This is a genomic window from Natrinema sp. CGMCC1.2065 (assembly GCF_051225675.1).
Taxonomy (GTDB): Archaea; Halobacteriota; Halobacteria; order Halobacteriales; family Natrialbaceae; genus Natrinema; species Natrinema thermotolerans.
Genome location: NZ_JBPJSJ010000017.1, coordinates 40,612 through 64,869, shown reverse-complemented (window position 1 = coordinate 64,869; position 24,258 = coordinate 40,612). Strand labels below are relative to the sequence as shown.

Annotated in this window: 25 protein-coding genes; 13 read left to right on the top strand and 12 right to left on the bottom strand. The window is 65.1% G+C overall.

The window, feature by feature from the left end:
- Nucleotides 1–344: DUF7523 family protein (locus ACSBP4_RS16010; protein WP_435552806.1), on the bottom strand; the 344-nt coding region annotated here is incomplete at its 3' end.
- Nucleotides 345–497: 153 nt separating this feature from the next.
- Here ACSBP4_RS16010 and ACSBP4_RS16005 point away from each other — a divergent pair.
- From ACSBP4_RS16005 to ACSBP4_RS15985, 5 genes are all read left to right on the top strand, one after another.
- Nucleotides 498–821 carry a NifU family protein gene (locus ACSBP4_RS16005; RefSeq protein ID WP_435552805.1) on the top strand — a complete coding sequence of 108 codons (324 nt, stop codon included), beginning with the start codon at nt 498–500 and terminating at the stop codon, nt 819–821.
- 60 nt (nt 822–881) lie between these two features.
- Nucleotides 882–1,139, top strand: coding sequence for a BolA family protein (locus ACSBP4_RS16000; RefSeq protein ID WP_049964180.1), 258 nt, complete (start codon nt 882–884; stop codon nt 1,137–1,139).
- Nucleotides 1,140–1,363: 224 nt separating this feature from the next.
- Nucleotides 1,364–1,849 (top strand): universal stress protein, encoded by a 486-nt coding sequence (locus tag ACSBP4_RS15995; RefSeq protein ID WP_049964181.1) that lies wholly within the window; start codon nt 1,364–1,366, stop codon nt 1,847–1,849.
- A gap of 181 nt (nt 1,850–2,030) precedes the next feature.
- Nucleotides 2,031–2,492 (top strand): PH domain-containing protein, encoded by a 462-nt coding sequence (locus tag ACSBP4_RS15990; protein WP_006648707.1) that lies wholly within the window; start codon nt 2,031–2,033, stop codon nt 2,490–2,492.
- A gap of 31 nt (nt 2,493–2,523) precedes the next feature.
- The gene (locus ACSBP4_RS15985; protein WP_435552808.1) at nt 2,524–4,089 is read left to right on the top strand and encodes a PH domain-containing protein; all 1,566 of its coding nucleotides are present in this window, start codon (nt 2,524–2,526) and stop codon (nt 4,087–4,089) included.
- A 594-nt stretch (nt 4,090–4,683) separates the two neighbouring features.
- On the opposite strand, the gene ACSBP4_RS15980 is transcribed toward ACSBP4_RS15985, so the two are convergent.
- The gene (locus ACSBP4_RS15980; protein ID WP_172704527.1) at nt 4,684–4,863 is read right to left on the bottom strand and encodes a hypothetical protein; all 180 of its coding nucleotides are present in this window, start codon (nt 4,861–4,863) and stop codon (nt 4,684–4,686) included.
- A gap of 234 nt (nt 4,864–5,097) precedes the next feature.
- Here ACSBP4_RS15980 and ACSBP4_RS15975 point away from each other — a divergent pair, with 234 nt between their 5' ends.
- Nucleotides 5,098–6,513 (top strand): class II fumarate hydratase, encoded by a 1,416-nt coding sequence (locus tag ACSBP4_RS15975; protein WP_435552804.1) that lies wholly within the window; start codon nt 5,098–5,100, stop codon nt 6,511–6,513.
- Nucleotides 6,514–6,554: 41 nt separating this feature from the next.
- Here ACSBP4_RS15975 and ACSBP4_RS15970 read toward each other — a convergent pair whose 3' ends face one another.
- Nucleotides 6,555–6,986: a universal stress protein gene (locus ACSBP4_RS15970; protein ID WP_049964551.1), complete on the bottom strand. Its 432-nt coding sequence runs from the start codon at nt 6,984–6,986 to the stop codon at nt 6,555–6,557.
- Nucleotides 6,987–7,067: 81 nt separating this feature from the next.
- Nucleotides 7,068–8,144 carry a CNNM domain-containing protein gene (locus ACSBP4_RS15965; RefSeq protein WP_049964184.1) on the bottom strand — a complete coding sequence of 359 codons (1,077 nt, stop codon included), beginning with the start codon at nt 8,142–8,144 and terminating at the stop codon, nt 7,068–7,070.
- Nucleotides 8,145–8,461: 317 nt separating this feature from the next.
- Here ACSBP4_RS15965 and ACSBP4_RS15960 point away from each other — a divergent pair, with 317 nt between their 5' ends.
- Nucleotides 8,462–8,695, top strand: a complete 234-nt coding sequence (locus ACSBP4_RS15960; RefSeq protein ID WP_006180878.1) for an HVO_2901 family zinc finger protein — start codon at nt 8,462–8,464, stop codon at nt 8,693–8,695.
- A 98-nt stretch (nt 8,696–8,793) separates the two neighbouring features.
- Here ACSBP4_RS15960 and ACSBP4_RS15955 read toward each other — a convergent pair whose 3' ends face one another.
- Nucleotides 8,794–9,522, bottom strand: a complete 729-nt coding sequence (locus ACSBP4_RS15955; protein ID WP_435552803.1) for a DICT sensory domain-containing protein — start codon at nt 9,520–9,522, stop codon at nt 8,794–8,796.
- Nucleotides 9,522–9,884 carry a DUF7344 domain-containing protein gene (locus ACSBP4_RS15950; RefSeq protein ID WP_006180876.1) on the bottom strand — a complete coding sequence of 121 codons (363 nt, stop codon included), beginning with the start codon at nt 9,882–9,884 and terminating at the stop codon, nt 9,522–9,524. The genes ACSBP4_RS15955 and ACSBP4_RS15950 overlap by 1 nt, the downstream gene beginning before the upstream one ends.
- Nucleotides 9,885–10,150: 266 nt before the next feature.
- On the opposite strand from ACSBP4_RS15950, the gene ACSBP4_RS15945 reads away from it, so the two are divergent.
- The 4 genes from ACSBP4_RS15945 (at nt 10,151) to ACSBP4_RS15930 (ending at nt 14,835) form a co-directional block, all read left to right on the top strand.
- The gene (locus ACSBP4_RS15945) at nt 10,151–10,639 is read left to right on the top strand and encodes a PH domain-containing protein (protein WP_006180875.1); all 489 of its coding nucleotides are present in this window, start codon (nt 10,151–10,153) and stop codon (nt 10,637–10,639) included.
- The gene (locus ACSBP4_RS15940; protein ID WP_435552802.1) at nt 10,636–12,225 is read left to right on the top strand and encodes a PH domain-containing protein; all 1,590 of its coding nucleotides are present in this window, start codon (nt 10,636–10,638) and stop codon (nt 12,223–12,225) included. Before ACSBP4_RS15945 ends, ACSBP4_RS15940 begins: the two co-directional genes overlap by 4 nt.
- Before the next feature lie 1,169 nt (nt 12,226–13,394).
- Entirely contained in the window at nt 13,395–13,799 is a 405-nt protein-coding gene (locus ACSBP4_RS15935) for a DUF5805 domain-containing protein (protein WP_049964248.1), read from the top strand.
- Entirely contained in the window at nt 13,783–14,835 is a 1,053-nt protein-coding gene (locus ACSBP4_RS15930) for a tyrosine-type recombinase/integrase (protein WP_435552801.1), read from the top strand. The genes ACSBP4_RS15935 and ACSBP4_RS15930 overlap by 17 nt, the downstream gene beginning before the upstream one ends.
- 294 nt (nt 14,836–15,129) lie before the next feature.
- On the opposite strand, the gene ACSBP4_RS15925 is transcribed toward ACSBP4_RS15930, so the two are convergent.
- From ACSBP4_RS15925 to ACSBP4_RS15900, 6 genes are all read right to left on the bottom strand, one after another.
- The gene (locus ACSBP4_RS15925) at nt 15,130–16,056 is read right to left on the bottom strand and encodes a hypothetical protein (protein ID WP_006648718.1); all 927 of its coding nucleotides are present in this window, start codon (nt 16,054–16,056) and stop codon (nt 15,130–15,132) included.
- A 57-nt stretch (nt 16,057–16,113) separates the two neighbouring features.
- Nucleotides 16,114–18,303 carry an AAA family ATPase gene (locus ACSBP4_RS15920; protein ID WP_435552800.1) on the bottom strand — a complete coding sequence of 730 codons (2,190 nt, stop codon included), beginning with the start codon at nt 18,301–18,303 and terminating at the stop codon, nt 16,114–16,116.
- 67 nt (nt 18,304–18,370) lie between these two features.
- Nucleotides 18,371–19,204 carry an MBL fold metallo-hydrolase gene (locus tag ACSBP4_RS15915; RefSeq protein ID WP_435552799.1) on the bottom strand — a complete coding sequence of 278 codons (834 nt, stop codon included), beginning with the start codon at nt 19,202–19,204 and terminating at the stop codon, nt 18,371–18,373.
- A 140-nt stretch (nt 19,205–19,344) separates the two neighbouring features.
- Complete coding sequence (locus ACSBP4_RS15910; protein ID WP_435552798.1) at nt 19,345–20,091, bottom strand: DUF7344 domain-containing protein; 747 nt, start codon at nt 20,089–20,091, stop codon at nt 19,345–19,347.
- 219 nt (nt 20,092–20,310) lie between these two features.
- A complete protein-coding gene (dph2, locus tag ACSBP4_RS15905) occupies nt 20,311–21,360 on the bottom strand; it encodes a diphthamide biosynthesis enzyme Dph2 (RefSeq protein ID WP_006648721.1) in 1,050 nt (349 codons plus the stop codon).
- 53 nt (nt 21,361–21,413) lie between these two features.
- Nucleotides 21,414–21,992 carry a HoxA-like transcriptional regulator gene (locus ACSBP4_RS15900; protein WP_435552797.1) on the bottom strand — a complete coding sequence of 193 codons (579 nt, stop codon included), beginning with the start codon at nt 21,990–21,992 and terminating at the stop codon, nt 21,414–21,416.
- Between the two features lie 191 nt (nt 21,993–22,183).
- On the opposite strand from ACSBP4_RS15900, the gene ACSBP4_RS15895 reads away from it, so the two are divergent.
- Together ACSBP4_RS15895 and ACSBP4_RS15890 are read left to right on the top strand one after the other, a co-directional pair.
- Nucleotides 22,184–23,104, top strand: a complete 921-nt coding sequence (locus ACSBP4_RS15895) for a DUF7139 domain-containing protein (protein ID WP_006180861.1) — start codon at nt 22,184–22,186, stop codon at nt 23,102–23,104.
- A gap of 97 nt (nt 23,105–23,201) precedes the next feature.
- Complete coding sequence (locus ACSBP4_RS15890; protein WP_049964252.1) at nt 23,202–24,236, top strand: hypothetical protein; 1,035 nt, start codon at nt 23,202–23,204, stop codon at nt 24,234–24,236.
- The last annotated feature ends 22 nt before the right edge of the window (nt 24,237–24,258 follow it).

The window sequence follows — 24,258 nt, the reverse complement described above, 5'->3', positions numbered from 1 at the left end:
GCGGCGGCCGCGTCGACCTCGCCGGTCGCGACGATGGCGGTCGACCCGCCGTCGCAGGGACCGAAGGCCGCGCCGCCGACGGTCACGAGCGCGTCGTCGCGGTCGGCTCCGTCCTCGAGTCGCCCAACGCCGCTTTCCATCCGCACGCGAACGTCGCGGGAGTCGGTCTCGCGGGCGGGCAACTCGTCGGCGTACCGGCGCAGCGCCGTCGCGATCGCGTCGGGATCGCCCTCGATCGGAAGCGAGCGAGCCGCGGCGGTGTAGTTGACGACGCCGGCCCGCAGGGCGGTCCGGAGGAACGGACGGCGGTCGACCGCCCGTCGCGTCTCGGCTGCCAGTGACATAGCGGGGACGGCGTCGCGAGCGATCATAAAGTCGCCGTCATCGTCGCTCGGACGGCTCGCGGTCCCGGGGACGAGTCGCGATCGTTCGACCCCGATCTCGGGGAGAATCGATTCGGCCGACAGTATATACCGTTCCGGTCCCTTGGCTCATCCATGAGCGAGTCCGAATCGGCCCAGTCCCCGGCCGACGCTGTCCGCGAAGACGTGGCGCTGTTCCTCCGCCGGAACTTCCCCCAGATCGAGGCCCACGGCGGCGAGTCCGCGATCACCGAGGTCGACCTCGAGGCGGGGCGCGTCTCGATCGCCCTGACCGGGGCCTGTAGCGGCTGTGGCGTCAGTTCGATGACCACCCAGGCGATCAAGCAACGACTGCCGGCCGAGATCGACGCGATCGACTACGTCGACGTCAGCACCGGGTTCGACGGCATGGCCAGTGGATCGTCGGGGCCCGACGTGCCCGACGACGTGCCGTTCTGAACCGGCCGTGCCACCGACCGCGACCGCGGCGCTTTTGCCGCGAGCGACCAACCCTCCCCTATGAAGCCAGCAGCCGTCGAGGAGGTCATCGAATCGAACCTCGAGGACGCCGACGCCACGGTCACACACGCGCGGGACGAAGGCGACGAGGACCACCTCGCCGCGACGGTCGTCTCCCCGGTCTTCGACGGGCTCCCGCTCGTCCAGCAACACCAGGAAGTCTACGACGCGCTGGGTGATCACATGACCACCGACATCCACGCCCTCGAGCTGTCGACGTACACCCCCGAGGAGTACGACGACCTCGAGGCCGAATAGATCGATCGGTCGCTCGCGGTCTATTCGCGTCCGTCGAACCCCTGCATTTCTCCCACTGATTTCCGGGAGCGCCCCGTCCGCCTCGAGCGACCGCGGTCGACAGGCGCCGATTTCACGCCGTGAAACGGCTGCACGGGCCGACATGGGCTCGGTGAATGAAAATACGAACGTGCATGCAGCTTTTTCTGGACAATTATATCATTATGTGGCCGATACCGTGAGGTATGGCATCGGCACTGGGCGGGACGGACGAATCGATCCCGACGGACGTAGCGACGACCGACGAGACCGGATTCGATCGCGTTCTCGTCGCGGTCGACGGTGAGACGCCCGCTGCGGTCGGGCGGGTCGCGGTCGCGGAAGCCGCCCGACACGGCGCTCGAGTCGACGCGCTGTCGATCGTCCGCATGACCGCGTCCGTCGACGGCTGGGACGTGATCGTCGAGCGGCGGGAAGACAGCGCCGAGACGGCGCTCGAGGCGGTCGACGACGCGGCCGTCGGGACCGACGTCTCGGTGTCGAAACGGCTCCGCTATGGCGATCCGGCCGCGGAGATCGCCAGCTATGCCGACCACAACGACGTCGATCTCGTCGTGATCGGCGAACCGACTCGGACCGGTCTCCGCCGGTACCTCTCGCCGACCAGCGTCACCGGCCGCGTCCGCCGGGCGTCGTCGGTGCCGGTCCTGACGGTCCCCGCCGACGACTGATCCGGTCCGCTGTCACTGGTTACCGGACCGATCGCAGGACGGCTCGCGGTCGCGCCGGAACTGACTGCCGGCGATCCGTACGACGCCCCCGTCCGTTCGTCCGTCGCTGGCCCCGACGGCGCTCGTCTTTCCGCCCCGTCGGAACCGTAGCTTTATCCACCAGGGTTGACACGAGTCGGACATGGAGACGCTTCATCCCCGCATCAGGCTCATCTGGATCGCCCGCGGCGCGATCGCGGCGGTCGTCCTCGCCGTCGCCCTCGTCGCCCTCGATCAGTGGCGAGTTACCGTCCCGCCGCTCGCGATCGCGGCCGCCGTCGCCGTCGCACTGGTTCTCGCCGTCGGCTACGCCGTCCGCCTCTATCAGGTCTGGCGGTTCGAACTGCAGGACGATGCCCTCTACCTCGAGCGCGGCGTCGTCACGTTCGTCGAGACCGCCGTTCCGTTCGTCCGCGTCCAGCACGTCGACACCCAGTTCGGCCCGATCGAGCGGGCACTCGGCCTCTCGAGCGTCGTGGTCTATACTGCCGGTTCTCGGAACGCCGACGTTCGGATTCCGGGCCTGACGCCGGACCGGGCCCGCAGCCTGCAGGAGACCCTCCGCGAACTGGCCGTCGAGAGCGAGGGCGACGATGCCGTCTGAGACGAACCGACTACATCCCCTCAGTGCCGTGATGCTGGCGCTCCAGCACGGAGCAACCGGCTTCTCGGTCCCGGTCCTGCTCGTGGGGCTGGGCCCCAGCGTTCTCGATATCGATATTGGACCGCTACTGGCGTTGGTCCCGATCGGTCTCGTCGCCGGCGTCGGCTACGGCATCGCGTACTACTACCGATTCACGTACGAAGTCACCGCGAGTACGTTCGACGTCTCCTCGGGTGTGTTCGCGCGCCGCTCCCGTGAGATCCCCTACCGGCGGATCCAGAACGTCGATCTCTCCCAGGGCCTCTTCGAGCGACTGTTCGGCCTCGCAGTCGTCTCGATCGAGACCGCCGGCGGCGGCGACACCGAAGCGACGCTCCGGTTCGTCAGCGAGGACGAGGCGGAGCGGCTCCGGTCGGAAATCCGCCGGCTGACGGCCGCCACGGGGGAGTCGACCGCCGTCCCCGACTCCGATCAGTCGGCATCGGACGAGCCGACCGCGTCCGAACGAACGCGCGAGAACCACTCGCCAGGCGGTGGTGCGCCGACGCTGTTGTTCGACCTCGAGGTCCGGGAACTCCTGCTCTACGCGGTGACCTCGTTCCGGTGGGGCGCGGCGGTCTTTCCGATCGCGATAGTCGTCTTCCTCGGCGGTGCCGACTCGGGATCGGGCCTCGTGCCCGCGTTCGTCATCGACGCCGCTCGCCCATTCGGCGGGCCGGACGCGCTCGAGGGGGCGGCGGTCGGCCCGCTTTTGGTGTTGGCCGCGGTCACCGCCGTCCAGTGGTCGGTGTTCACCTACGTCTCGAGCGCGATCTACACGGTCGCGAACTACTACGGGTTCCGCCTCGGCCGCGCGGGCGAGGACTTCGTCTACGAGCGCGGGCTGGTCCAGCGCTACAGCGGCTCGATCCCCGCGGAGAAGGTCCAGTCGGTCACGGTCACCGAGAACCCGCTCCAGCGGCTGGTCGGCTACGCCGGCCTCTGGGTCGAGACGGCGGGCTACGGCCCCGACAGCGGCGGCGGCAGCCAGTCGGCGGTCCCGATGGCGAAACGGGACCGCGTCTACCGGTTCGCCGAGAACCTCACCGGTGCCGAGTCGCCCGACTTCCGCGGTCCGCCGACGCTGGCTCGCCGCCGGTATCTCGGCCGGTACGCCATCGTCGCGGCCGTGATCGTCGCCGTCGCGTTCGGCCTCGCACGGGTCTCGACGTTCGACCGCTGGTATCTCACGGCCGTCGTTTTCCTCGCCGTACCGCCCGCCGCCTACCTCAAGTACGCCAACCTCGGCTACTTCGTCGGCGACGACCACCTCGTGATCCGCAGCGGGTTCTGGAAGCGCCGGACGACCGTGATCCCCTACTACCGGATCCAGACGGTCTCGACCCGGCGCTCGGTCTTCCAGCGTCGGCTCGGGCTCGCCTCGCTGGCCGTCGACACCGCCAGCTCGCGCACCTTTGCGTGGGGGTCCCCGACGATCTACGACCTCGACCTCGAGCGCGCTCGCGAGGTCCACGGCACGGGCCGGGAACGGCTCCAGTCGGCGCTGCGCGAGCGCGCCCGCACGGACGATCTCGGGCTTTCGGTGGATTTTACGTGACTCGCTCCGGTTCCCGCGTATTGCAGACGGGATCGACGGTGACCGGCCCGAGGTGACCGAGCGAGAGTATCGGTCGTTACTGCGACGGGATACCCCCGGCTGGCTTTCGATCTTCCAATAACGAGCCGGCCCGTTCGGGGGTACATTTGTGTTGGAAATCCCAGATCCAGATGGGAAATATTACATCAAATGGGATACATTATTATGATGTGGACTTGAAACGAATACAAATCGATCGTGGGTTCGGTGCAATAATCCTTGGAGTTTTACTGTCTTATTTGATTAGACAAAATACAAATGCTGTGCTATTAGCGGCCGGATGTTTCGCGTTCGTGTACGTAGCAGCAACAACGTACGAACCGATTGCCCGATCCGTTGTTTTTACTACGGCGATGGTCGCGGTTCTTTCTCTGACAGCTCTATCGATCGGCATTATTTGGTTCAATGAACATCGAATTCTTGCTTTTTTAGCGCTATTTGTGTCAATAATAGGGTTTCGTGTACTTCATACGATCATCTCCGAAAACCTGTAGCGAACCAAAAACCACTGTGGAACGAATGGTTGGTGAAACTGGTCAACTGGTGCGGAAACCTTTAACCAGTGAGCCACTTCGTAGCGCTCTTGCGAGCAAGCCAGATCGCCGCAGCGATCATAATAATTGTTACAAGAACCTCTTCTGCAGCCGTTCCGTCTTTGGGATGTCCTGTGTATTCTTGAAGTGTATCGCCGACTGTCTCAGCGAGTTCACGAGCATCTTCGGCGGTCTCTGCCACTGGGTTCCCTGTATCTGGTAAACCTATATCACAAATCTCTGCACATCCTGACTGGCCGAGTTCTTTATTATAATATTAGTAAACAAATTTTCCACATTTATATCTCCCAGTAGAATCTGTGGCTAGGACTATCGACTTCGACTTGAGCTAGCAGCCGGCGCTACGCGAGCGCGCCCGGACGGACGATCTCGGCCTTTCGGTGGATTTTACGTGACTCGCTCCGACGCTCCGCGTATGGCAGACGGAGACGATTACCGACTCGAGGAGGACAGCCTCGGCGAGATGCAGGTGCCCGCGGACGCCTACTGGGGGGCACAGACCCAGCGCGCGATCCAGAACTTCCCCATCTCGGGGATCACGTTCAGTCGGCGGTTCATCCGCGGGCTCGGCGTCGTCAAGAAGGCCGCCGCGCAGGCCAACCGCGACCTCGGACTCGTCGACGACGACGTCGCCGGGGCGATCATCGAGGCCGCCGACGAGGTCATCGCCGGCGAACACGACGACCAGTTCCCGGTCGACGTCTTCCAGACCGGCTCGGGCACGTCCTCGAACATGAACGCCAACGAGGTCATCGCCAACCGCGCCGCCGAGATCATGGGCTCGGAGATCGGCGACCGCGTCGTTCACCCCAACGACCACGTCAACTACGGCCAGTCGAGCAACGACGTCATCCCGACCGCGATGCACGTCGCCTCCCTCGAGGCGGTGGAGAAAGACGTCATCCCCGCGCTCGACACCCTCCGCGAAGCGCTCGAGGAGAAAGAAGAGGAGTTCGACGACGTGATCAAGACCGGCCGCACGCACCTGCAGGACGCGACGCCGGTCACGCTCGGCCAGGAGTTCTCGGGCTACCGCACCCAGGTCGAGAAGGGGCTGGCCCGCGTCGACCAGGTCCGTGACCACCTCGGCGAACTCGCGCTGGGCGGGACCGCGACCGGGACCGGCCTCAACACGCACGAGGAGTTCCCCGGCCGCGCCGCCGAGTACATCACGAAGGAGACCGGCGTCCAGTTCCGCGAGGCCGACAACCACTTCGAGGCCCAGGCGGCCCACGACGCGATGAGCGAGGCCCACGGCGCGCTCCGGACGGTTGCGGGCTCGCTGAACAAGATCGCCAACGACCTGCGCCTGCTCGCCTCGGGCCCCCGGAACGGACTCGGCGAGATCGAACAGCCGGAGAACCAGCCCGGCTCCTCGATCATGCCCGGCAAGATCAACCCGGTCGTCGCCGAGGCCGTCAACCAGGTCCACAAGCAGGTCGTCGGCAACGACGCCGCAGTTTCGGCCGGCGCGGCCGAGGGTCAGATCGACCTCAACCTCTACAAGCCCGTGCTGGCACACAACTTCCTCGAGTCGGCCGAACTCATCTCGAACGCGAGCCAGGTCTTCGGCGAGCGCTTCGTCCGAAAGCTCGAGGCCAACGAGGCCTACTGCGAGGACCGCGTCGAGCAGTCGATGGCGATGGCCACCTCGCTGAACGTCCACATCGGCTACGACAAGGCGAGCGAGGTCGCCAAGACCGCGCTCAAGGAGGACAAGACCGTCCGCGAGGTCGTCCTCGAGAAGGGCTATCTCGACGAGGAGGAAGCCGACGAGGTCCTCGATCCCCGCAAGATGGCCGAACGCGGTATCCTCGGACAGGACGACTGAGACGGCGCGGATCCCGTTTTCGATCGGTGGTCTCGACCCTCTCAGGGTCGTGCGACGAGAACCGACGCGTCGACGCTCCGGACGACGCGATCGGTCGTACTGCCGAGCAGCCGTTCTTTCACGCCCGATTGGCCGCTGGCCCCCATGGCGACGAGGCCGACGTCGCGCTCGGCGCAGTACGCTTCGATCACCTCGTGGGGGTCGCCCTCGCGGGTGAGCCGTTCGTAGTTCACGCCGGCCGCTTCGGCCCGGTTCGCGGCCTCGTCGAGGGCCGACTCGGCTGCTTCCTCGAGCGTCTCGGTGAGCTGCGGGGCGATGTTCCCCGACGCGCCGGCGGACATCTCCGTCCCCACGTCCACGACGTGGAGGAAGTGAACCGTCGCTCCCGCACCCTCGGCGATCGAAACGGCCTGCTCGACCGCCGCCTCGCTCGTCGCGCTCCCGTCGGTCGGAACCAGAACGTCGTCGTACACGGTAATCGCCTCGACGCCGGCGGACAAAAAGCGAACGCGCGCACTCGCGGGGCCCGTCGTCCCGACTGCGCCCGCGATCGATCAGCGATCGACCGGCTCGAGCTGAGCCTGGTCGAGCGGGTCCTCGATGTCGCCCATTACCGCCTCGAGCAGGTCGGTCACGGTGACGAGGCCGACGACCTCGCCGTCTTCGATGACCAGGGCGAGTTCCTGGTTCTCGGCCTGGAACTGGTCGACCGCGTCGCTGACGTCCGCGTCGGGCGAGAGCGTCATCGGCGGCGCCGCCAGCTCCTCGTAGTCGACGGTGCCGTCGGCCAGTTCCTCGCGGTGTCTGACGAGGATCGGCGTGTAGAGGATACCGCGGAAGTCGGTCAGTTCGTCGCCGACCAGCGGATAGCGGGTCTGGGGCCGCTCCTCCATCTTCCGGAAGTTCTCCTCGGGGTCGGCGTCGGTCGAGAGCGCGACGATCTCCTCGGGCGGGACCAGTAGCTCGCTGATCGACTGCTCGCCGATCTGGAACGCGTTCATCACCTCTTCGCGACGTTCCTCGGAGAGATCGCCCTCTTGCAGGATCGAGCCCAGCCGGTTTCGCAGGTCGGCCCGGGACTCGATGACGTCCTCCTCGGTCTCGAGCCACGCGCCGGTCATCTCGATCCCGAAGAACTTGAGCGTCAGTTTCGCGATCCCGTCCCCGAGCGTGATGACCGGCGAGATGATCCGGTAGAACCAGTACAACGGCGTGGCACCGTAGCGACAGACCAGCCGCGAGCGCTCGACGCCGAGATACGTCGGCGTCTGCTCCCCATGGGTCAGGTGGACGAGGTTGATGATGAGGAAGGCGAGGATCGCCCCGCTACCGATCGTGGCCAGCGCCGTGTTCTCGAACACCGGCTCGAAGATCGCGGCCAGCGCGGGTTCGGCGACGATCCCGACCGCGATACTCGAGGCAGTAATCCCCACCTGACACGTGGTCAGATAGAGTTCGAGGTCGTCGGTCATTGCCCACGCCCGCTCGAGTTTCGGGTTATCGCCGACGAACTCCTCCTCCGTGAACTGTCTCGCGCGAGTCAGCGCAAACTCGATGGCGACGAAGAAGGCGTTGGCCAGGATCAGCAACACCCCTGCGAACAGTCGCCCACCGATGACGAACGAGTTCATCACTGCAGTGTTGCATCGCCGAACACAAATCTGTCGGGGAATCGACTCACCGTCGCCGCCCCGCGGCGCGCTAAAAGGTAGTCCCGCCCCTCGCGGTCGGTCGCCGGACGGGGACCCGAGCGAGCCGTCGGCCGCACTGTCCCCCGCGTCGAGCTACCAGCGACCGGAACACTCGACGCCGAGTAAACACGACTTCTGACCGTTCTTTCTTCCCGACTCGTCTACCCCAAATCGGGACAGTGACGCCGAATCAGTGGTGTCTGCGCCGGAATAAAAGAACCCAAGCAGTTTTGGCGAAGGCTCGCGTCAGACGAAATATGCACACCTGTCGCAACTGCAACCAGTCGTTTCAGACCGAGCTTGCCCTCGAGTTACACCGGGATACGTGCGAAGACGGACAGCTCCTCTGTGAGGTATGCGGGGAGCGATTCCAGGAGGGGTCGGCGACCCAGGACGGCTGGCACTACGAGTGCCCCAACGAGGACTGTGACGGCGACGGACTACAGGAGGACCTCTATCGCGTCGACGACGTCCGAGCCGCGACCCACTGACACCGACTCACGTCTCGTCTACTGACGGCGGGGGCGACCACGGTCTCTGCCCCCGATACGTCACCCTTGTTCTTCGCAGTTGCTCTCCCCTCTCGCCCCTACGCGTCGTAGCTCGTCTCGAGGTAGTCGATCAGTTCGCGAACGATCGACGGTTCGAACGTCCAGAAGCCGGCGTACTCGCCGGGGTCTCGTTCTTCGGCGACCAGGGCACCGCAGTGCCTGCCGTCCTCGCCGCCGTCGAAGACGACGAACCAGAACGCGCCGAGTTCCCCGGAGCCGGTGACGACCGAGACGCCCTCGAGCGGGGTCGGCCACTCCCCCGCCAGAAACACCGTCACGTCGATCGAGTCGCGGGCACCGAACCGCTCGTAGACCCCCGTCTGGGCCCGCAACGCCGCCGGTCGCTGGAAGCCAGCGTACAGCCGGCCGGCACCGACCCGCCACGCCCGCTCTTCGATCTCGCGGGAGGTCGCGAGCAACTGCTCGCGGGTCGCGGACGCAAACAGCGTGTTCTCGAGGAAGTCGAACAAGTGAGCGGGATCGGGCCCGGCGTCGGCCAACTCCCACGGCGGATGGTCCGTCGGCGAGAGGATCGCCTCGAACCCCTCGAGCCCCAGCGCGCCCCGAAACGCGCCCTCGGCGTCCCGGACGATCACGAAGCCGGTCCCGTCGAGTAGCCCCAGCGGACGATGTGTCACCTCGGCGGTTCGCGTCTCGAACCCTCGACGGAGCGCCGTCACGACCGACTCGTCGTCGGTGTATATCTCGAGGGTCTTGTACCGTTGATCCACCGCCTCGAAGGCGTCTCGGAGCGACCGCATCGTCATCACTCGACGGCCCGGAGACAGTCGAGGATCGACTCCGGGATCGACGTCTCGGTGACGTCGCCGGACTCCCTGTCGAACGCGAGCAGGCCCATGTCCTCGAGCCGCGGTAGCGTCTCGTGGTACAACTGGATCCTGATCCGGTCGCGATCGGCCGGCGACGCGATCGTCCCGTCGGCGCTGGCGGCCACGCCGGCGATCACGTCCGCGAGTTCCTCGACCGCTGGCGATGGCTGCTGGTGGCAGTAGACGATCGTCGCTCGAGCGGTCGGCGACGCAAGCAGCCGGAACACGTCATCGACCGGTCGGTCGTCGACCGCCGAACTGAGCGCAAACGGATCGAGTTCGGCACGGTCGCCTCCCATCGTTCTATGCAATGTATGTTAACGTCAGTCATATACTTATCCCTCGTGAGCCCCGTTCCCCGGGCCCGATCTCCTCGCCCGTGAGGACGATCTCCGTTGCAGTTCTGGTCCCGACCACGGCCTCGAGGAAGGGAACGTACGCGTCGCGGCGATGCCGAACTGCACTTCGGGCAGCGACAGCGTCGTTCCCTCGCCGACGCTCTCGGTCGTTGCAAACTCACCGCCGCTTTCCCATGTTTTAATCGGGTCGTCCCCTCAGGATAGGTATGGAACGGCTCACGCCGCGAGTGCGGGTCGTCTGGCTGGCCCTTGCGCTGGTTCGGGCCGCGATCTTCGGTGGGATCGTCGTCGGTGCCGCGATCGGGGTCACCCGGACCGATCTCTGGGCGGGCGCGCCGGACGTCCTCGTGCCGGCCGCCGTCGCGATCGCCGTCGTCCTCGCCGTCCTCCGGGTCGTCGTCGCCTGGCTTCGCTACGGTGTCTGGCGGTTCGAACTCCGGGACGACGACCTCTACATCGAGCGCGGCGTCTTTACGCGAGTCAGAACCGTCGTCCCCTACGTCCGGGTCCAGCACGTCGACTCCCGGCGCTCGCCGCTCGAGCGGACGACCGGGCTCGCGACGGTCGTGGTCTACACGGCCGGCTCCCGGAGTTCGGACGTCGCGATCCCCGGGCTGACGCCGGCCCGTGCGGAATCGCTTCAGGAGTCGCTTCGGGGTCTCGCGATCGAGAGCGAGGGTGAAGACGCCGTATGAGATCGCTGCATCCCGCGTCGGTCGCCGTCCGTTCGCTGTCACGGAGTCTCAATACCGGCTTCCTGTTTTTCGTCGTCGGCGTCGTCGTCTCGCCCGGCGGGAACGGGATCGATCTCCTGTCGGTGTTCGGTCTCGTCGCGGTCGGGATCGTCGTCGGCATCGTCTACGAGTTCGCCTACTACCAGCGGTTCCGGTACGACCTGACCGACGATACGTTCGACGTCACCTCCGGCGTCCTCGCGCGTCGGGACCGCGAACTCCCGCTCGGTCGGATCCAGAACGTCGACATCAGACAGAACGTCCTCGGTCGCGTCCTCGGCATCGCCGCCGTCCATATCGAGACCGCCGGCGGCGGTCAGACCGAAGTCAGCCTCGAGTACGTCTCGGAGGACGAGGCCCATCGGCTCAGGCGACAGCTCCGGCGTGGCGCGAGCGGGGGCAAACCGGCCGACGACGCCCTCGAGGCGGACGACCACACTACGGCGTCCGACGCCGGCCCCGACGAAACGCTCCTGTTCGAGATTCGCCCGCGAGAACTCGTGATCCTGAGCGTCTTCACCATCGACCCCGGGGCAAGCCTCCTCGGCGGTATCGCGCTGTCCTTTGCCAGCGGGTTCGATCCCGCGACGCTGCTGCCCGGGGATCGTATCGGCTGGCTTCCGGGCCCCGAAACGGGTCCGCTCGTCCTCGTGTGGGGCCTCCTCCTGTTCCTGCTCGCCGCCTGGGTCGTCAGCGCGGTGCTTACGTTCACCCGATACTACGGGTTCCGGCTCACCCGCGCCGACGACGAACTCTACTACGAGCGCGGACTCCTGCAGCGCTACAGCGGGACGATCCCGCTCGAGAAGGTTCAGGCGCTGACGATCTCGAAGTCGGTTCCGTTCCGCTGGTTCGGGTACGCCGCCCTCAGCGTCGAGACGGCCGGCTACGCGCCCGGACAGTCCGACTCCAGGGGCACCGAGTCCGCGATCCCGCTTGCCGACGCCGACCGGGTGAACGAACTCGCACGCGCGATCGAACCGTTCGGCCCGGTCGACCTCGAGTCGCCGCCCCGCCGTGCGCGCGAGCGGTACGCGATCCGGTACCTGCTCGTCGTCGCCGCCGTCGTCGGGATCGCGGCGCTGGTGGCCCGGTACGCGGGAGTCCTCGGCCGGTGGTACCTGCTGGCCGCACTCGCCGTCCTCGTCCCGCCCGCCGCCCACCTGAAGTGGACCAGCCGGGGCTACCGGGTCGACGACCGGTACTTCCTCACGCGGACCGGCTTCTGGCGGCGGACGACGAAGGTCGTCCCCTACTACCGGGTCCAGGCCGTCCTCCATCAGGCGACGGTCTTCCAGCGCCGGCGGTCCCTCGCCAGCGTCACCGCCGACACCGCGAGTTCGGCCTCGCTGCTCGGGCGGGCCGCGACCGCCCACGACATCGACGCCGATCGGGGCCTCGAGCTACAGGCCGACCTCGAGGAACGGCTGCAGGAACGGCTGCGGGCACGCAAGCGCCAGCGGACGGTCGGCCAGTGGTTCCGGGAGGCCGACGACGGGGACTCGAGCGACGAGGGCCCGCCGCCGGAGTCGGACGACGAACGGTAATCCGTCGTCGGCACCGGCGTGAACGCGAGACGGACGGTATCTTCGATCGACGGGGCAATCGGGGAGATACTCGTCCCCCTCGCTGATTCGCTTCGATTTCCGTCCGGAGAGGGACGGGGTCCACGGTGATCGATCAAGATGTGTATAGCTACATGTGATTTATCCTGCGACGGTACGATCTCGCCCGGCCCACACACAGCACGAGCGTGCTACCGCCCGAGACGGACCGCTCTCCAAGCGAGTCCGACCTCGAGACCGATAGAAAACGAGAGGGGTTCCATTGGACCGGAACGATATGGAACGGCTCAGGAGCGTTCTAAGCGGAGAGAGCGAAAGAAGATGGGAAGGACTGAAAAGACGACGCTTTGGGCCGTAAATCGACTGTCGTAGCGTAACTCGACGCCGATAAGAGGTCTGCAGGAGGGGGATCCGTCGTCGGCCACGTCCCCGACTCCGGGGACGGGTATAGTAGCCGCTGAAAGTCATTGCACACCAGATCGCACGACAGCGTTGCGATCAGCGTGTAACTCGTTTCAGCGGCTAATAGAGTGAGTCCCGCCGGCTCCCGGCGAACAACGAGCGATACCGGTCCGCGGTGGGAGAACCGCCCGAGACGATGTCGCCGACCGAAGCCACTGCAAACGGCAAGGGGGCGACACTACTACGGAACGACCGCGACTATCGGTCGCGTCTCCCTCGGCCCGTCCTCGAGACGACTGAAGATCAGTGTCGAGTCTCCATTGTCGTTACAGGATCGTTCCGAGTGACACGGGTCCCGAGGCCGTGACTCGAACGAGCGAACCGACGTCCGACTGATCGCAGTCGTTCCATAGCGAGTGTTCTCGAGGGGGCCGGCGCTCCGAGCCGATCTTCGATGTCAATCGATCTCGCTCGAGTACCGTCTCCGAACCGTGGTCGGAGCAACGCGTCACCCAACTGCTGCTTTCGGTCGGTCGTTGTCACGACCTATCGAGTATTCTCCCCTTCATTTATCTCAACTTCTATCACTATTTCCACTAGCTATTGATACCGAATCCTAGGCCCACAAGTGCCTATAATCTGAATTTAAGGGGCGCAATCTCGGCCAGAGGGGGTGATAGAGACAGAGATAAATTTACTTAGCTCTAATAATGGGTAGATTGAAGGTCGCGGCGTCTGACGGGTGGGGTATGGGTGATTCGACGGATACGTCTCGGGCTGCTGTCAAGACCTACGTCCCGGCCTACCAGAAATCGGAGTGGCAATCCCACGCCGACGACCTCGATATGAGCCAGAGTGAGTTCGTCCGGACCATGGTCCAGGCCGGACGAAAGGGGTTCGACCCCGAGCCGAACGCCACAGCGGAACCCGATTCATCCGGCTCTGACCCTGGGGGTAACGCCCTCGAAACACAGGTCCTCGAGTTACTGGAATCCGACACGTACTCTTGGGACGAACTGCTCGAGGCAGTCGCCGACGACATCGAGTCGCGACTGGACGAGACCCTCGAGGAGTTACAGGCGGACAACCGGATTCGATACAGCGGTCGCCACGGCGGATACACGGTCGTCGACGGTGATGGCGATGGCGATTGAGCCGACCGCCGAGGCCCCCGAGGACGTGACCGACCCCATCGCGTACTTCCTCGACGACCAACGGTATCACGGCAAGAGCGAGCGTACTCTCGAGGCCTACGACCGGGTGTTGCGCCGGTTCGAGTCCTTTCTCATCGAGCGGTTCGATACCGAGGCGACCGGCGCGGCGGGGCGTCGGGAGTGTATGGCCTGGATTCACTCGCTGCGCGGCGAGTTCGAATCCAGTACGATCGCGACCTACGCCTCCTATCTCAACCGGTTTTACGAGTACATGACCCGCGTCGGTGTCTTCGACGACAACCCGATGGCACTGGTCATGGAGGAGCTGTCCGAATCGATCGAGACGAACCCCACGCGGCGGGACATCTCGATCGCCGAAATGCGGTCGTTCGTCGACGGGATCGCCCACCCGCTCGAGCGGGCCGTCGTCGTCACCCTCTTGAAGACCGGGATGCGGGTCGGCGAGCTGTGCAACCTCGATCTGCGGGATCTCCACCTCGAGACGCCCCCAGTCGACCTCGAGTGGACCCCGCGGGTCGGCCTCGAGCAGCGGCCGGCGTCGCTGTTCGTGTCGTCGGAGCCGGCCCGCGCCACCACGGTCAACGGCGAGGAGCGGACGGCCTCGAACAAGCGAAAGCGCGAGACGGTCGTCCCCGTCGACGAGGAACTCCGCCGGGTCCTGTGTGAGTGGCTGGCGATCCGACCGGACGCGGTCTCGCCGGCGCGACCGCTCTTTCTCGACACTCGCGATTCCTGGGGCCAGCGGCTCACGCCGTCGGACGTCCGCTATATCGTCGAGAAACACGCTCGAGAACGAGGCTGGTACCGAACCGGCGGCGGTACCGAGGAGAACGTGACGCCACACTACTTCCGGCATTTCTTCACGACCCACCTGCGAGACCGGACCGGCGACCGGGGGATCGTCCAGTATCTCCGGGGCGACGTCGCCGGCGACGTGATCGACACCTACACCCACAACTGGGGCGATCGGGTCCGCGAGACGTACCTCGACAGTATCTACACGGTGACGCAGTGACTGTCAGTGCGACGCGTTTGACGAGTCACATCGACGCTCGCGGCGGATGACGATACACCGTTTTCACTCGCGTCTCCACTCGTTCCGGCTCCGTTTACTCCGGGCTGACTCAAGATCTGTGTTGCATAGCCGACTCATGAACCCTATATCGCTATACTAATTGTCCCCGTCCGTTCGAAACGACGACCCACTCACCAATCGAACAGCCAGTCGCCGCCATCGAGCCGTCGGCTTCCGTGTAGCGACGGCTCGAGCGCTCTCAGATCGGCGCCGAGTAACGTGGCCGGCTCCGATTTAGTGACCGACGGCGAGTTCGGTCTCGAGGTCGCCGCCGTTCAACAACGAGCGGACGAACGCGACCGTTTCGGTCGTCTCCGCGGTGTTTTCCAGCAACACGGTTTCGCTGGGGAATAGCTGCTCGCCGAGCAGGAGGCCGTGATCGCGTGCGGTCGAGCCGGTCACGGTCAGGTAGACGCCGAGGCCCGTCTCCGCGATCGCCGCCTCCTCTTCGCGACCCTCTTCCGGGTAGCGAAACTCGATGCCCTCGAGCGCTCGGGTTCCAAGCACTGCCTGGACGAGCCGTTCGTATCGCGGTTCGATACAGAGCGGTCCTTGGTACGCCTCGAGGAAGTCCCGATCGAGCGAGCCTTCGGACGGTGCGACTTCGGGCGTCGCCAGCAGCGTATGATAGACGGTATCGCCCATTCCGGTGACGACCTGCACGTCGGTATCCGAGGGGTTGATCCGGGCGTTGATGTCGGCGATCCGGTTCAGCGGCTCCGCTCGGAGTTCGACGACCTCCTCGAGAACCAGATCAGCGCTGTCGAACCCGAGGGCGAACTCGTGAGTCCGGAGCGACCGGAACGGTTCCTCGCGACCCACGAGTTGGATCGCCGCGCCGTCGGGTGCGCTCTCGACGTGGGAAAGCGGGATCGTGACGCTATCGAAGACGATCCGACGGGGCTTGCCGGCGCGGTCGTCACGCAAGAGCGTGTATTCGGGCGCGGTCGGATCGTCGACGGTGCTGTAGGCGGCGAGACGATGGTAAACGTCCTCCTCGTCGGGGTCGATCGTCCCCTTCGTGAGCGCCTTTTCGTGGCGAAGCGTCGACGTGATATCGTCCGCGAGGTCGGGAACGTCGAGCCGGTCGGCCAGCCGGTCCAGTACCGACTCGAGCGGTCGTCCCTTTCGCGGCACAGCGATCGGTATCGTCTCGCCCATCGAGCGACTGTCGACCGGCGACGGATAAACGAGTTGTGTTTCCGAGGCGAGACGCCGTCAGTCCGAGAACATCGACCCGAGCTGGTCGCGCCACTCCTGAATGTCGGTCACGTCCGCACGCACCGTCTCGACATCGTCCGCGAGGTCCTCGATATCGTCCTCGAGATCCTCGACGTCGTCTTCGACTGACTCCACGTCATCCTCGACCCCGTCGACATCGTCTTCAAGCTCCTCGACATCGTCCTCGATTGATTCCACGTCGTCCTCCACGGTTTCGAGATCGTCCGCAACCGTCTCGACCTCGTCGTCGACGGACTCGACGTCGGCTTCCACGTCCGCGAGGTCGGCCTCGAGGCCCTCGACGTCGTCGTCGACGGCGTTTACCTCCGACTGGAGATCGCCGTTCCAGTCGCTGAGATCGTCGACGTCCGCGGCGACCTCGTCGACCCGCGAGGTGGTCCCCTCGAGTCGGTCGTCGACGGACTCGATTTCGGCTTCCAGCGCTTCGAGATCGGACTGGAGATCTTCGATGAGCTGTGCCCCCGTCCCGTTCTCCTCGAGGAACGTCTCGAGGGCGTCGGTGTAGGCGGCCACTTCCTCGACACGGGACTGGAGGTGATCGACTTTCGCGATCTCGACACCCGTGGGCTCGACGTCGAGTTCGGCACGGATCGCCTCGAGATCGTCGTCGTCGACGTTGCCTTCGCGGATCTCGGTCGCGAGCCGTGTGGCGACGGAGCCGGTGAACTCCGGTGCCGGATTCGGGGCGGCGTCGGCCGTCGCGGCGGCGTCCTCGACCGGTGGCTCGTCTTCGATTCCGGCCGTCACACCGGCCTCATCGGCTGTCGAGTCGGCGTCGACCTCGGGCTCGGATTCGGTGGCCGGCTGCGTATCGGGCTCCGGCTGGGACTCCGCCTCGAGATCGGTGTCGTCGGTCGCTTCGCCGTCGGGTTCCTCATCCGTGTCCGCCTCGAGGTCACTGTCGGCAGTGGTTTCAGCGTCGGACTCAGCAAGGGATTCGTCGTCAGCCGCTTCGGAGTCCGGTTCCGCGTCGGCTTCCGCAGACGCCTCGAGCGCGTCGTCGGATTCCTCGGCGGCCGTGGCTTCGTCGCCGTCGTCACTCGCCGTCTCGTCGGCTTCGGTCGCAACGTCGGGCTCGGACGGGTCAGCATCGTCCGCCGCCAGATCGATTTCGGGCGCGTCGCCGGCATCGTCTTCCTCGGCCACATCGTCAGCGTCGCCTTCGTCGGCATCGTCGTCGATGTCGAGTTCGATCGCGGCGTCGTCGTCGGCTGCCGTCTCGTCGTCGGCTTCGGCAGCCGCTTCGGTCGCGGTGTCGGCCGCAGGGCTCGAGTCGTCGGCCTCGTCGCCGAGATCGAGATCGACGCTGGGCTCGTCCGATCCGTCCGCCGTATCGTCTTCGTCCGCCTCGCTATCGATCTCGAGGTCCTCGTCGGTCCCTATCTCGATCCCGCCCTCGTCGGCCCCGATCGAAAGGCCTGCATCGTCGTCAGCAGCCGTGTCCTCGTCGGGCTCGGGGATCTCCTCGTCGTCGAAGCCGAGATCGATATCCGGCGTTTCCTCCGTCTCCTCGTCATCGTCCGTATCGGCCGTCTCCGGCTCGGGATCGACGTTCTCGAGGTCGAGGTCTAGCCCCGCCGACTCGTCGTCCTCCGCCTCGGCGTCGGTGGATTCGGCGTCGGTTTCGGCGGCCGTTGTGGTCGTCTCGTCGGCCACGTTCTCCGCTTCGTCCTCGAGTCCCGGTACCGAGTCGGAATCGCCGGAGATCATGTCCTTGACGGCCTGATTGCGGTCCTCCGAGACGATGTTGCCGATGACTTCGTCGTCGACCTCGTCGGCCGTGTCGGCGGCGTCGTCGCGGGCGCTGAGATCGGCGATCGCGGGCTCCCCGAGAAACGCCGTCGCGCGGCTCTCGTCCTCGAGTTGGATACCGTAGACAGTCAGGAGCGTCTCGTCGGGCTCGAGGGTGGCCGTGAACTCGACGTGGTGGTCCTGATAGGCTGTCCAGTCGTCGCTGTGGTAGTCGGGATGGAACCCGACCTTGTCCATCGGGAACGATTCGGGGATGTCCTCGGAGAGTTGGAACGTGACCGGCTCGTCACGGTCCGATTCGATCTCGAACCGGATCGCGGGGACGGGGAACTCGTCCGCTGCGAACGTCTTCCGGACGGTTACCCCATCGGCACTGACCTCGATCACGTCGTCCGTATCGGCGGTGCTACTCATATGAGACCAACGTTACCATACCATTATTATAAAACGTGCGGACGGTCCGACGCCTGGTTTCCCCAGCTCAGAGGTCGACGCGATCGCCGATCTCGACGATCTCGAGGTCCCGCGGGGAGTCGAAGCTTCGGGCGTGGTGGTGCAGCGTCGTCGGGTCGGCGGTCAGCCCCTTCCACATGTCCCAGTGGCTCGGGAGCAGCCGGTCGGCGTCGATGGCGGCGGCGCACTCGATGAGTTGGTTCTCGTCGTTGTACCAGCGGGTCCGTTTCGGCTCGCGGGTCTGCTTGTCCGGAATTCGGCCGACGGTGCCGAAAGCGAGCGCCGCGAGGTCGATATCGTACTCGTCGCCGAGGCGTTCGAACTCGTCGGTCGGTTTCGTATCGCCGCCGTGGAAGAAGGTGCCCGCGTCGTGGTCGATCACGTAGCTCACGGGGTGGGTCGCGTCGGGGTCGTTGGCGACCTCGACGTGGACCGTGAACTCACCGATCTCGAGCGTGTCGCCCTCGGCGACTTCGGTCAGTTGCTCGTCCGAAACGTCCCAGTCGTCCGTCCAGGCCTCCTCCTCGCGTGCGACGGCGACGCTGTCATCCGGGCCGTAGAAGGTCGCGTCCGTCGCCTCGAGGATCGGGGCCTGACTCGGCCCGTGGACGTGGTCGGTGTGTTCGTGGGTCGCGAGGACGGCGTCGGCGGCCGCGACGTCCGCGGGGTCGAACGGGACCGGAATCATCCGGATCGTCCGTGGCGGATCCCCCAGGCCGAGATAGGGGTCGATGAAGACCGTCGTTCCCTCGCTGCCTTTCAGAACGAAGCCGTTACAGCCGAGATACCAGATCGCCACGCCGTCGGGGGTCGCGTCCGCGACGTCGCGAACGAGCCAGTCGTCCCAGTCGCTTTCGATCATACTCGAGGATGCGGACAGCGACCCGGTAAGTGTTGTCGTCTCGGCCGATGGAGCGTCCGCTATCGGATCGGGTTCGACGACCGCGAGAGACAGTCAGAGAGACGGACGGGCGGGGTATCGGCGGACGTGATCGGACACGGTTAGAGCGGGAACGGCGAGCGGCGGGCGTCCGGCGCCGCATCGGCGTCGGTACTGGCGGTTTCGATCGCCGGCGTCCCGTCGGTGGATCGAACCCACTCGGTGCGAACGCGCGGATGGCCCTCGTAGGAGACCCGACCCGACTCGTCGTCGTAGCCGATCAGCGTGGCCTCGTGCAACAGCGGCAGGTGGACGTGAACGAGGGCGGTACGGACCTCGTCGACGCGGTCCTGTGTTACCTCGTGCCCGACTGCGTCGGCCTCCGCGGCCGCCACTGCTCGAGCGAGCGCCGCCGTCGTGACGGGCTGGTACCGATCGCCGAGTATCGCGAGGGTCCGTCGCCTGCGTTCGTCGGCGAGGGCCTCGAAGAGGGCATCGAGGGTGGTCGCCTCGAGGTCGCGGTTCGAGCCCGAGAGCGCGTCCGCGAACACGGTGTCGTCCAGCAGTTGCTCGTCGGGGACCCGAACGTCGTCGTCGTCCGTCTCGAGCAGTCCCGCGTCCGTCAGCCGCGGGAGCAGCTTGTGGTGGAGTTCGACGAGCGCCCGCTGCTGGTCGTCCGCCGAGACGTTGTGGCGGCGTGTATCCGCTGTTACCGCCGCGAACTCGGCCGCAAGATCGTCTTTCCCGATCCCGTCCGGCGATCGCTCGTGAACGAGCCGGAGGAGCGTTCGTCGACGAGCGTCGGCGAGGGCGGCGAAGCGATCGGTGTGACCGGCGGCCGCGGATCCGCTCGAGGCTGAGTTACTCATCGACTACTGGTCGGGGACTAACGGGCAAAAGGGTGCTTCCAAACAGATTTGGAATCAGCCCCTCATTATGGCCACTTTGCTTTACATTCCACCAGATATTGCTATTTAGTGCTGTACGTATCGAGCTTTTTCGAAGGTAGCAAAACGAATGCCTACCACACAGTATTGTCAGACGAGCCTGAAACACGCCGACGCTGTACGGAGACAGAGGAAAAAGCGTTACCAGGTGCCGTGGAACGTGTCGAAGGAGAGTTCGTCCAGGGGCTTGTTGCCGACCGCGATCTCGTACTCGCCGGGCGTGAGCATCGGCTTGTGGAACTGCGGGCCGTCGTCGGTCGTGATCCGCGGACAGCCGGTGTTGACGAACGCGTCCATGTCGAAGTTCCGCAGGCGGTCCGGCGTCACCTCGTCCATCGTGATGAGGTAGGCGTCGTCGTTATCCTCGAGGATCTCCTGGGCCTGCTCCCAGCGGCCCTGCCCGATCTTGGTACAGAAGATGACGCCCCACTTCTCGGCGTCCATCGCGCGGTGGACGGCACCGTAGCGCTGTTTCATGAACTTCTCCGTGTCGGCGACGGTGACGACGTTGTTGACGGGGTCGGCGATGACAACGTGCTTGTCGGGATACTCCATCGCCAATCCGAGCGGGTGGAACTTGCCGCCGCCGACGTAGAGGACCTGATCCGCAGGGACGTCCGCGCTCGCGTAGTTACAGCCCAGGACCTGTCCCTCGTGGGTTAGCCGGTCGTCGCCGCGGCGGCTGTGGACCTCGTAACCCCGCTCCTCGAGGAAGGCAGCCATCTCCTCGTAGCGATTCATGTGCTGGGCGGTCGTCACGAGACCGACGTCTTCGGTCTCTTCCGGCGGCTCGAGGGTGTCGAGCGCGTCCTCCATGATCGGCGTGACCTCGACGTTCGAGAACAGCGGCACGTAGATCACCTTGTCCGTGTCCTTCATCGGCGAGTGGCCGAAGTGAACGAACACGTCGGTGCGTTTCATCAGATAGGTGTCGAGGTCGCAGGCACCGTAACAGGGCTGGCCCGAGAGCATGAACGTCACGTCGTCGTCGGCCAGCTCCCGGAGGTCGTCGGCGACGGACGGCCCTCGTCGTTTCAGTCCCTCGGGGAACTGCAGGCCGACCTTCGTGGCGTCTCGCTCCTCGATCGCGTCGACGATCGTCTCGAGTTCGTAGTCCCACTCCCGGTCGTGCTTGAGCTGCATTCCGGTGTTCCGGAGGTCCCCTTCAGTGTACTCCGACTCCTGACTCATTAGCACTGCTTGCGCCCACGAACGTATAACGCCGACGCTTCTGATGGACCGGCTTACGACCGCTTGCGGACCCCCTCGGCTCGAGCGGGCTCGCCGTACGTGCAGGTCCCGAACGCGGCCCGGAAGTCCTCGCCGTCGAAGCCATCGAGCAACGCGTCCACCGTCCCGAGCAGTTCCTCGAGACGGTTCCCGTCCGATGTGTCGCGGCCGGTGTCGGTCCCGGCATTCTCGGGAGCGTCGCCGGCCGCGAGAGCCGCGCATTCGTCGATCAGCTCGTCATAGCGGACCCGACACAGCAGTCGATCGACGGTCTCACACAGTGTGGCGTTCGAAACCGGTTCGGTGAGTTCGACGGCCGCCGTGCGGTCACGGTCGGGCTCGTCGTCCCCGCGAAGTATCGCCATCGCGTATCCCGCGCCCCTGCGTTCGACGGCTCGCGCGACGACAGTTCCGTCGGCCGTTCGCAGATCCCGTCCGATCAGGGCTACGTCGACGGCCTCGAGTCGCGCGAGCGCGTCGGACCCATCGGTCGTCGTCTCGACCCGGTACGCCCCCGTGAGCCACGAGCGGTACTCGGCGACCGCGTCGGGGTCGGTGGCCGCGATGAGAACGGTTCGCTGTGCGTCAATCATTATTCTCGTTCTCTGCTGCCGGCTTGGATATCAAACTATGGAAACAACTAATACTATTTACATGTGCCGGCGTGTATCCAACCGGGACGCCCTCGAGAGCGATCGTGTCGGCCGATCGGCCGGGATGACGGTCCTGCCGACTTCGTTTTCCGTCCCAACAGTCATAGTACTGGAGCGTAAACAGGGGGTTAATGGCAGCGGAACAGGCCACAGACGGCTATCTCTTCGACCTCTATCGTCGATACATCGGTGAACCGGAGGACCGGACCGACGTTTACGTTGGGTTCGGATTGTTCCTCGGTGGGATCGGACTCGCACTCGTCGGACTGCTGCTTTTCCTGTGGGGGAACACCTACGACGCCCGCACCGCGGGTTACGTCGCGTGGGTCGGCCCCGCGTACGCGCTCGCGATGACGGCCCTTCCCGTGACGATGCTCGGTATCGTCGTCCTGTTACCCTCGGAGCGGCGGATGCAGTACGCCTCTATCGCCGGCGTCGCCGTGACCATCGCAGCGATAATCGGCTTCCTCGTGGCCTACCCCGGCGACTGGAACGGGTACGGCAACGACTACACCGTCCCGATCATCGCCACCTACGCCGTCGGGCTGGCTGCGATCACCGCCTCGACCGGGGCGGCCCTGATCGCCCACTACCTCGATATGGCACAGCAGGCCGACGCCGTCGCGGTCGAGGCCGACGACGACGATGAACCGGAACTGACCGACGACGAGATCCAGCAGGACATCGACGACGCGATGGAGGGCGTCGAACTCTCGTGGGGCGGTGTCGAGAAGACCGAACACAAGCGACTGAACTTCTCGAGCGACGATCTCGGCGATGTCGAGATCGACACCGACGCCGGGACCACGACGACCCGTTCCTCGGGCGTCGACCAGCAGGTCGCCGGTCTCAAAGGGCTGAAAGGCGGCGAAACGAAACAGACCACCTCGAGTTCGACGGTCGACGACCAGACGGCGAAACTCAAGGAACTGCGCGAACAGCAACGCGCGGAGGAACTCGCGACGGCCGACGAGGAAAGCGCCACCGAACGCGTCACAAAGCCCTTCGAAGGGTTGCTGAATCGGGTTCGTTCGCTGGTAAAACGGGATTAACGCGACCGTGCGGCAGTAATTAATTCTTACTTCGGTGCCGGTAAAGAGAGGAATTAATGCACATAGATTTATAATCCGTCGGTGGCCTTCCCCACACATGGCCAAAGGCCTGGACGTCGGTACGATGAACATCCTGTCAGCACAACAGGATGGGAACGACACGGTTTTCGTGCAACAGCGTAACTCCTTCGTCGAGATCGAGTACTCGGACATGGCCGAGCAGATGCTCTCGCGAAGCGAAGTCCTCCACATTCGCAAGGACGACAAGGTCTACGTCGTCGGCGACGACGCCCTGAACTTCGCGAACATCTTCAACAAGGAGACCCGTCGGCCGATGAAACACGGGATCCTCTCGAACGACGAGCAGAGCGCGATCCCGATGATGAAACTCATCATCGAGCAGGTCGTCGGCGAGCCCGCGTATCCGGACGAGAAGCTCTACTTCTCGACGCCCGCGGACCCGATCGACTCGGACCTCTCGACGCTGTACCACCAGAAGACGATCGAGTCCTTCCTCGATGACATGGGCTACGACGCCGAGCCCATCAACGAGGGGATGTCCGTCATCTACTCCGAACTCGCGGACAACAACTTCACCGGTCTCGGGATCTCGTTCGGTGCCGGGATGACGAACGTCTGTCTGGCCTACTACGCGGTGCCGGTCATGAAGTTCTCGGTGGCCCGCGGTGGCGACTGGGTCGACGAGCAGGCCGCTCGCGCAACGGGCACGCCCGTGGACAAGGTCACCTCGATCAAGGAAGACGACTTCGAACTCGACTTCACGACCGACGTCGGTGGCGTCGAGGGGGCGCTCTCGATTTACTACGAGAACCTGCTCGACTACGTCATCGAGAACATCGTCAAGGAAGTCGACGAGGAAGACGTCGAGGAAGGCCTCGACGTTCCCGTCGTCGTCACCGGCGGGACCTCCAGCCCGAGCGGCTTCGAGGCCCTGTTCAAGGACCACCTCCAGGAGGCGAACATTCCGTTCTCGATCAGCGGCGTCACGCACGCGAACGAACCGCTGTACAGCGTCGCTCGCGGTGGTCTGGTTGCGGCCCGTTCCGACGAGGACGTCGATCACGACGACGGTGGCGACGAGGAAGCGGAAGCGGCGGCTGCGAACGAATAGCGACACCCCACAGTCGATTTTT